This is a genomic window from Campylobacter sp. (assembly GCF_017646085.1).
Taxonomy (GTDB): domain Bacteria; phylum Campylobacterota; class Campylobacteria; order Campylobacterales; family Campylobacteraceae; genus Campylobacter.
This window is the reverse complement of the sequence record NZ_JAGCNF010000087.1, coordinates 1-8,572: the sequence shown is the minus strand read 5'-3', so window position 1 is coordinate 8,572 and position 8,572 is coordinate 1. Positions and strand designations below refer to the sequence as shown.

The following is an 8,572-nucleotide window of genomic DNA, read 5'->3' as shown; positions in this document are numbered from 1 at the left end:
TTTTTGATTACTCTCATCCATACGACCTATTGATACTACACATTTTTGAGAATAATCTGTATTTAAATTTGAGATATTTGGGAGGAAATTTGGAATGATAGCTACGCTTTTATGATGTTTTTTCCAAAAATCAATCTCTCCAGTAGCAATTAAGACTAAAGCATCAAAATAATCGTATCGTTTTAAATATCTTCCTTTAGCCCTTACATGAATAATCTTTAAATGGCAAGTATTGGCATTTTTAAACAATGGAAAGTGTGGAGAGTTATTAAAAATTATAAAATCTTTATCTTTAAAATCACGCTTTAAAATGTAGCTTTCAATAAATTTATAAAACATTTTATAGAAGAAATTTTTACGCTTCTTATCAAATGATTTTTGATGCATATAGCTTAATTTAACTCTATTATCAAGTTCAAAAGCCTCTTTATCTGTGCTTTTATAAAAACTCAAAATTTCTACATCTAATCCAATCTGCGCATAAGCATTAGCTAGGTTAGTTACAACTCTTTCAGCGCCACCTGTTAGAGTAATATCTCCAATTGTTAATAAAATTTTCATTGCCAATTAACTCTTTTATTTTTTATAGTATCTAGATAGATTTGATGATTTGATTCTAGCATTTCACGGCTATTTTCAGTATGATATAGATGATATGCAATCCCAGCAAATTTCATCCGTCTAAGCTCTCCACCATTAAACAAAAATCTAGCCACAAATTCAGAATCTTCTCTCCCCCAGCCTACAAAGCTCTCATTAAATCCATCAATTGCTATACAATCACTCTTATAAAAGCTCATATTGCAGCTTCGAATTCCTTTGATAAAATCTTTTTTATTAAAAAAATCTGATTTAATAGCTGAGCTTTTATATATAAGTTTTGAAAATATAGGGTTGCGAGTAGATTTAAAGCTTTTAAACTCACAAACATTGCCCCCCCCTATAATAGAGGCAGTTTGACTCTCATTTAAAACTACTCTTGAGCCTTGTAAAATCTGATTTTTCTTAGCAAATTTAAGATGATCAAGGATAAAGTTTTTATCTAAAACCATATCCCCATCTATAATTATAATATATTCACTTTTTGCATTATTAATGGCTTTATTGCGAATTTCACTCAAGCGAAACCCATTATCTTCTTGCCAGATATGCTTTAATTTACAAGGGAAATTTTGCTGAAATTTACTAATTAAATTTGCTGTAGATTTGCCGCTTCCATCATCAGCGATTAAAACCTCATCTGGTAAATAATCCAAATTTTCTATACTTTTTAAAACTTGTTCTAAATATTTTTCATTATTGTATGTAGTTACAATTAAACTCACACTTGGCATTTGATGATTTAACTCATATAATTTAGCATATTTAAAAAATGCACCAAGAGCATTACAAAAGCTAATCACAAAGCCTTTATATCCATACATAAATCCGCTTTTAAAAAAGTAATCTCTAATAAATTTCCATCCGCTATGCAATATGGCACTAGCCATTGTACTTGATTTATGTCTATTTTGCTTTGCCCACAAGGTGGAGTATTTTTGCATTTTATCTATTAAAACAGATATATCATTATAGGCATAATGCTTTAACCCATTTTGCAACTTCACTATATTTAAGTCACCTATTTCCAAGCTCTCATGAACAAAATTGGAGTTAAATTTAGTACTATTTTTATTAAATAATCTTAATACAAAATCTGGATGCCATCCGCAAGCTTTTATCCATTCGCCTTTATAGAGATTTTTCCTAGGCATTGCATAGATAATATTTGGATTTAGTTCTAAATTTTCTAACTCTTTTAATGTGCTAAACTCCAAAACCTCATCGCTATCAATACTAAATATCCAATCATTACTAGCATAGTTAATAGCTAAATTTTTAAGCGGTCCAAACCCTATAAATTCACTATGATATATCCTAAGATTATCAAATTTAGATTTAAAATCATTTGCGATTTTTAAGGTATCATCGCTACTTTGATTATCAAGCAAGATAATTTCATCAAAGCTTTGTAAGGACTCAAGACACTCTTTAATAGTATCTTGAGCATTTTTTACTAAAATACAAACACTAATTTTTGTGTTAAGTTTCATCTATTCCTCTAAATATTTAGGGTTTTATATCTACTTTTTAATGCTGATATAAACTTATCAATTTGTAAATTTAGATGCTTCATATCAGAACTATTATCAATAACAAAAGTAGCAAGTTTTAGCTTCTCATCTATTGATATTTGCGAATTTAATCTAGCTTTGGCTTCATTTAGATTAATTCCATCACGTAGCATTATACGCTCTAGACAGATTGGCTCAAGGGCATAAACCACACAAACACTCTTAAATTCATCATAAGCTGGTGCACTCTCAAAATATAAAGGTAGATCAACTAAATATGGTTTTTCTTTCTCTTCAAGTTCGCTAGCGCTATCAAAAATTTGTTTTCTAATAAGCGGATGGAGCATATTCTCAAGCCTTCTTTTAGCGTTCTCATCACTAAAAACTAGCTTACCAAGGCGCTTTCTATCAACCTTTTTATCACTTATAAATTCATTGCCAAATTCATTAGCGATTCTCTCCCAGCACTCATCTAAAAGCCCATGTGCAATCTCATCAGCATCAATGACGCTAAAGCCGTAAATTTTGAGTAAATTTACAACTGTGCTTTTGCCGCTTCCAATCACTCCGGTTATAACTATCGCATTTTTAAATTTACTCAATGGACGCTATGACCTCAACTTCAACTTTTACACCTTTTGGCAACTCTTTTACAGCTACTGCACTTCTGGCTGGATATGGCTGACTAAAAAAGCTTGCATATACCTCATTCATCTCACCAAATTCACCCATATCAGTTAGAAAAACTGTAGTTTTTACGACATTTTTATAGCTTAAATTTAACTCATTTAAGATGCCACCTACATTTTTTAAAGCTTGAGTAGTTTGAGCCTTGATATCATCACCTATAACTTCGCCAGAGTTTGGATCTAGCGGTATTTGACCGCTGCAATATACTAAATTTCCAACTACTCTATATGCGTTATATGGTCCAATTGCTTTTGGATAATTTGCCATGATTTTCCCTTTAATAAAGTTTAGGTTATATTAGCATAAAATAAGTTCAAATTTGCTAAAATCAACTAAATTTTTGAATATAAAAAGGATGGATTATGCAAGATTATAAGGGGTTTTATAAAGCCGCCTTTAAAATTTTTGATGGTAGAGTGTATAAAGATTATCTTCGTCGCTTCTGTTATGGTGTGGAGGCTTCATGCTACTCATATGTACCAAAGCTAGTATTGATGTTAAAAGATGAAAGCGAAATTATCAAAGCTTATGAGCTTTCACGTAAATTTAATACTCCACTGTGCTTTAGAGGAGCAGGAACTAGTCTAAGTGGCCAAAGCTCATGTGATACGGTACTAGTTTGCCTAGATTTTTGCTGGGATCATATGAAGGTAAATAGCAATGCTAGCTCTATTACTTTAGGTTGTGGCGTAATAGGTGAAAATGCAAATAAAGCCCTAAAACCTTTAGGTAAAAAAATTGGCCCAGACCCAGCCACTATAGCTGCGGCTCAAATTGGTGGAATAGTAAATAATAACTCAAGTGGAATGTGTTGTGGAGTTAAGCAAAACTCATATAATACATTAAAATCAATTAGAGTTATTTTAGGTGATGGAACTATCCTTGATAGCTCAGATGCACTAAGCATAGAGAGTTTTAAAAATAGCCATAAAGAACTAATAAATCAAGTTTTAAATTTGCGTTCTCAAATTATAGCCGATCCAGAGCTTTGTGAATTAATAAAACGAAAATATAAGATCAAAAATACAACTGGATATAGCCTTAATGCTCTTTTAGATTATAGCGATCCAATTGATATTATCACTCATTTATTTATTGGTAGTGAAGGAACATTAGGATTTGTAAGTAGTGTTGAGCTTGAATGTGTTGATGATGAAAAATATAAAGCTTGTGCGCTTTTGTTTTATGATGATATATTAAAAGCTGCTAAGGTTGTAGAGATTTTAGCTAAATTTGAAAACGAGATCTCAAGTGCTGAAATAATGGATTATGGTTCACTCAAAGCTGCTTCTAAGTTCAAAGGCGTAAGTGAGATATTACCTGATATAAATGAAGGAGAGGTTTGTATCTTAATCCAAAGCCAAAATAATAATGAAGAGATATTAAAAGAGCAAGTAGATAAGATTAAAAATGCTATTAAAGATTATCCAACAAGCCGCGAGGCTAAATTTAGCTTTGATGAGAATGAATTTGCTAATTGGTGGAAAATTAGAAAAGGAATATTCCCAATAGCAGCAAGTGCAAAAAGACCAGGAAGTAGCGTTATAACTGAAGATATTTGTTTTGAGATTAAAGATCTTGGAGAAGGAATTAAAAAACTTCAAGAGTTATTTGATAAGCATGGATTTAAAGATAGTGCTATTATTTTTGGTCATGCCTTAGCTGGTAATTTGCACTTTATCATTACGCCAAATTTAAGTCAAAATGGCGAATTTGAAAACTTTTCAAATTTAGTTGAAGATATGTCAAAAATGGTATCTAGCTTTGGCGGGAGCATAAAAGCTGAACATGGAACCGGTAGAATGGTCGCTCCATTTGTAGAGCTAGAGTGGGGAGCTAAAGCTTATGCTATAAATAAAAAGATCAAAGAGATATTTGACCCACATACTCTAATAAATCCAGATGTTATAATCAGCGATGATAAAGATATATTCAAAAAAAATATAAAGCAATCAGCACTTATTGGAAATGAATTTGATGAGTGTGTAGAGTGTGGATTTTGTGAAAAAAATTGCCCGTCTAATAAATTAACTCTAAGCCCACGTCAAAGAATTGCTCTAAAACGAGAGATGCAAAGGCTAGGTTCGCTAAATGATAGAGCTAGCAAAAAATTGCTAAAAGAGTTAAAAGATGGTGCAAAATACTTCCTAAATGAGAGTTGTGCGGCCTGTTCTATGTGTGAAGAATTATGTCCAGTAGGGATAAATACAGCAAATCTAGCTCTAAACGAACGCAAAGCAAATGCAAGCGACTTTAGCAAAAAAACTGCTGAGTTAGCCAAGGCAAATTTTTCTTTAGCTCTTAATGGAGCTAAATTTGCCCTATCAGCTGCAAATATACTAAACTCAAATTTAGTTCGTAAATTATCTTTTAGAGCCAATTTAGCTATAAAAACTCCAGTTCTTAGAGAGTATCTACCTAAAAAAAATAGCTATAAATTGTGTGATAAAAATTATGGTTTTAATGAGAGTGTAGTATATTTTTCAAGCTGTCTAAATAGAGCTTTTGCTCCAAATAAGCATTTAAATGATAAACGCCCTATTCAAGAGGTATTTGAATCACTATGTAAGAAAGCTAAGATAAATGTAATCTATCCTGAGCAAATTGATGATATTTGTTGTGGTAAGATCTTTACTAATTATCCAGACACAAAAGAGCTAAATAGGGCTAAAAATATTGATATATTAAGAGAGGCTACAAAAGATGGCAAATATCCTGTAATTATCGATCATGGTGCATGCTCATATGAGCTTATCAAATCTCTTAAAGATAGATTTGAAATTTATGATTTAAGTGAATATCTATTTAAATTTATCGCTCCAAGGCTTTCTATCGTCCCAATAAATGACGCAATAGGACTATACACAATGTGTGCTAGTAAAAAACTAGGACTTGAAGATACTATGATGAGTTTAGCTAAACTTTGTACTAAAGGGCAAATTTTAGTTGATAGCAAGACTGCATGTTGTGGATTTGCTGGATATAAGGGATTTTTTACTCCGCAATTAAATATACACGCTACAACTAAGTTTAAAAGATTTTATAAAAATAGTGCTATTAATATTGGCTTTAGCAACTCTAGCACTTGCGAAATCGGGCTAAGCGAGGCAAGCGGATTTAGCTGGCAACATATAGCTTATTTGCTTGATAGGGCAAGTGTTGCAAAAGAGTAAATTTATTTTAGATGATTTAGCTAAATAATTTATGATAAAAAGAGCAAAATTTGCTTTTTTTATCATAAAATTTAGATTTAGTCAAAGATTTTAAGCCAAATTTGGCTAAAATCATAAGAATTTTATTAAAGGGTAAAATATGATAAGTTATAAAGACGCAGGCGTAGATATAGATGCTGGGAATAGCTTTGTTGAGGGGATTAAGCCATTTGTTAAATCAACTCTAACTCAAAATGTAATAGGTGGAATTGGCTCATTTTCTGGAGCATTTAGACTTCCAAGCGGATATAAAAAACCAACCCTTCTAGCTGCAACAGATGGCGTAGGTACCAAGCTTCGTCTAGCAATAGATAGCGGAAAACTTGATACCGTAGGCGTGGATTTAGTTGCAATGTGTGTAAATGATTTGATATGCAACTTTGCTACACCGATGTTTTTCTTGGACTACTATGCAACTGGCAAGCTTGATATCAATTCAGCTAAAGAGGTAGTAAGTGGCATTGCCAAAGGCTGCGTGCAAGCCAAATGTGCCTTAATTGGTGGTGAAACGGCTGAGATGCCAAGTATGTATAGCTCAGGAGATTTTGATTTAGCTGGATTTGCCGTAGGAATTGCTGAAGAAGATGAGATAGATAGAACTAAATTTGTAAATGAAGGCGATACTCTAATAGCTCTTCCAAGCTCAGGTTTGCATTCAAATGGTTATTCGCTTGCTCGTGCAGTAATTAAAAAAGAGAAGTTAAATTTGGGTGATGAATTTGAGGGCAAGACGCTTTTAGAAACACTGCTAGAGCCTACTAGAATTTATGTAGATGAGTTTTTACGCCTTAAAGATAGCATAAATGCAATGGCACATATAACTGGTGGTGGTATAGTAGAAAACTTGCCAAGAGTACTTCCAAATGGCTTAGGCGCAAGAGTACAAAGAAGCGCTATAAAAACGCCAAAAATATTTGATCTTATTGCTAAAAGCGTAGAACAAAGTGAAATGGATAGAACGTTTAATTGCGGTGTAGGAATGGTATTAGTAGTGCCAAATGATAAAGTTGATTATGTATTAGCTAATAGTGATGGATATATAATTGGTCAGATTATCAAAGGTAGCGGTGTAGAGATGTTGTAGGCTATACGCTATCACAAAGTATTAATATTAAGACAATTTTTGGTAAAAAGCATTTTTAAATTCCAAATTTTGTCTTTTTTAAAATGTTTTTAACAGATGAGTATTGTAAAAATAAAATTTATAATGCTTTTAGATAAAATGGAATTAGATAAAAATTTTTGCCACCATATAAAAGATATTAAGCAAATTGTAGAAAATTATATTTTTGATCTAAATAATGAATTTGCATTCACAATGATTAAAGAACGCAAAAATAAAACTTAGGTCAAGTATATTTATATCTTCTTTTGTCGTCTGCATCATTTTGGTTTATGCTAAATGTTTTCATTTTATCATTTTAAATACTCCTTTAGCATACCAAACACACATAATGATAAATATTTGTTAATTATACAATTCAAATCTATCTCCAATTTTAATCTTACCATCATACTCAAATTTTACAATTTCTAAAGCTTTATCGCTACATTTTACCCAAAAGCCATTTTGACTAAGTCCAACTACAGCACCATTTATACACTTATAACTTGGAGCATTTGGGTGGTAGATGGCTTGTTTTATCTTCATCTCTTTGCCATTTAGAACGGCTCTAGCTAGCGGACCAGGATGAGTGATAGCACGAATGAAATTAAAAATTTCACGGCTACTTTGATTCCACTTTATCATCTCATCGCCGTTGCGTCTTTGTGAACAATAAAAGCCGTATTTATCTATACTTGACTGTTTGATTGGCTTAAATTTGCCGCTTAAAATCATCTTTAGCGCATCGTGCAAAATCACTCCGCATTGAGTATGTGCTACTTCTAAAAGTGTATTATAATCATCATTATCGCTAATTGGGTAATGTCGTTGCAAGATTATATCGCCTGTATCAATCCCTTCATCAATATAATGGACTGTAATACCAAAACTTTTTTCATCATTTATTAATGCCCAGTTTAGAATATTTCGTCCACGATAAAAAAGGCAGAGCACCAGCATGGCAGTTAATCGCACCAAGCGGGGCAAGATCTATAATTTGAGGCTTAAAAATTTGATCAAATGACATTGAAACAAATATATCGCAATTAAATTTAGTAATCATAGCTAAAAATTGGGGCGAATTAATATCGCAATCTCTAAAAAGCTCTATACCATAATCAGCAGCAAATTTAGCTAAAATTTTATCATCTGAGCCACGTCTAACGCATATAAAACAAATCTGCATATTTGGATCACTTGCGATTATTTTAAATGCGTTATGCGACCAAATACCATCGGCAAAATAGCCAATCTTTAGCATTTTATTTTGGGCTTGAACCCCCCCCCCTCAGTCTCATTAAAACCTCCTAAATTATTTTGTAAAATCTCTAAGCATTTTAATCTCATCAGCCCAGATAGTCTCATCAATAGTCTCTAAAATTAATGGAATCTCATCAATTCTATCATCTTTCATAATACATCTAAATGCTTGTTCTCCAATTAGTCCAACT

At 32.2% G+C, this 8,572-nt stretch carries 8 protein-coding genes and 2 pseudogenes; 3 read left to right on the top strand and 7 right to left on the bottom strand.

Translation table 11 applies throughout. From position 1 onward, the window contains the following. The 4 genes and pseudogenes from J6V67_RS04760 to J6V67_RS04745 all read right to left on the bottom strand — a co-directional run. Positions 1 to 561 (bottom strand): annotated as a pseudogene (locus J6V67_RS04760) (glycosyltransferase family 4 protein); the annotation flags it as partial. After that, positions 558 to 2,093: a glycosyltransferase gene (locus J6V67_RS04755; protein WP_291859524.1), complete on the bottom strand. Its 1,536-nt coding sequence runs from the start codon at positions 2,091 to 2,093 to the stop codon at positions 558 to 560. The gene J6V67_RS04755 and the pseudogene J6V67_RS04760, both read right to left, overlap by 4 nt. Before the next feature lie 8 nt (positions 2,094 to 2,101). Next, positions 2,102 to 2,716 (bottom strand): dephospho-CoA kinase, encoded by a 615-nt coding sequence (gene coaE, locus J6V67_RS04750; RefSeq protein WP_291859522.1) that lies wholly within the window; start codon positions 2,714 to 2,716, stop codon positions 2,102 to 2,104. After that, positions 2,709 to 3,071, bottom strand: coding sequence for a Rid family detoxifying hydrolase (locus tag J6V67_RS04745; protein WP_291859519.1), 363 nt, complete (start codon positions 3,069 to 3,071; stop codon positions 2,709 to 2,711). Before J6V67_RS04745 ends, coaE begins: the two co-directional genes overlap by 8 nt. A 95-nt stretch (positions 3,072 to 3,166) precedes the next feature. Here J6V67_RS04745 and J6V67_RS04740 point away from each other — a divergent pair, with 95 nt between their 5' ends. The 3 genes from J6V67_RS04740 (at position 3,167) to J6V67_RS04730 (ending at position 7,364) form a co-directional block, all read left to right on the top strand. Then, on the top strand, positions 3,167 to 5,977 hold the full coding sequence (locus tag J6V67_RS04740) for an FAD-binding and (Fe-S)-binding domain-containing protein (RefSeq protein WP_291859516.1): 2,811 nt from the start codon (positions 3,167 to 3,169) through the stop codon (positions 5,975 to 5,977). Between the two features lie 139 nt (positions 5,978 to 6,116). Further along, positions 6,117 to 7,100: a phosphoribosylformylglycinamidine cyclo-ligase gene (purM, locus tag J6V67_RS04735; protein WP_291859513.1), complete on the top strand. Its 984-nt coding sequence runs from the start codon at positions 6,117 to 6,119 to the stop codon at positions 7,098 to 7,100. Positions 7,101 to 7,196: 96 nt separating this feature from the next. After that, the gene (locus tag J6V67_RS04730; RefSeq protein WP_291859510.1) at positions 7,197 to 7,364 is read left to right on the top strand and encodes a hypothetical protein; all 168 of its coding nucleotides are present in this window, start codon (positions 7,197 to 7,199) and stop codon (positions 7,362 to 7,364) included. A 120-nt stretch (positions 7,365 to 7,484) separates the two neighbouring features. Here the strand turns inward: J6V67_RS04730 and J6V67_RS04725 are convergent, their stop codons facing one another. From J6V67_RS04725 to J6V67_RS04715, 3 genes and pseudogenes are all read right to left on the bottom strand, one after another. Further along, on the bottom strand, positions 7,485 to 8,075 hold the full coding sequence (locus J6V67_RS04725) for a formyltransferase family protein (protein ID WP_291859508.1): 591 nt from the start codon (positions 8,073 to 8,075) through the stop codon (positions 7,485 to 7,487). Beyond that, on the bottom strand, positions 8,020 to 8,382 hold the full coding sequence (locus tag J6V67_RS04720) for a hypothetical protein (RefSeq protein WP_291859505.1): 363 nt from the start codon (positions 8,380 to 8,382) through the stop codon (positions 8,020 to 8,022). Before J6V67_RS04720 ends, J6V67_RS04725 begins: the two co-directional genes overlap by 56 nt. A 51-nt stretch (positions 8,383 to 8,433) precedes the next feature. Beyond that, positions 8,434 to 8,572 (bottom strand): annotated as a pseudogene (locus J6V67_RS04715) (deoxyribonuclease IV); the annotation flags it as partial.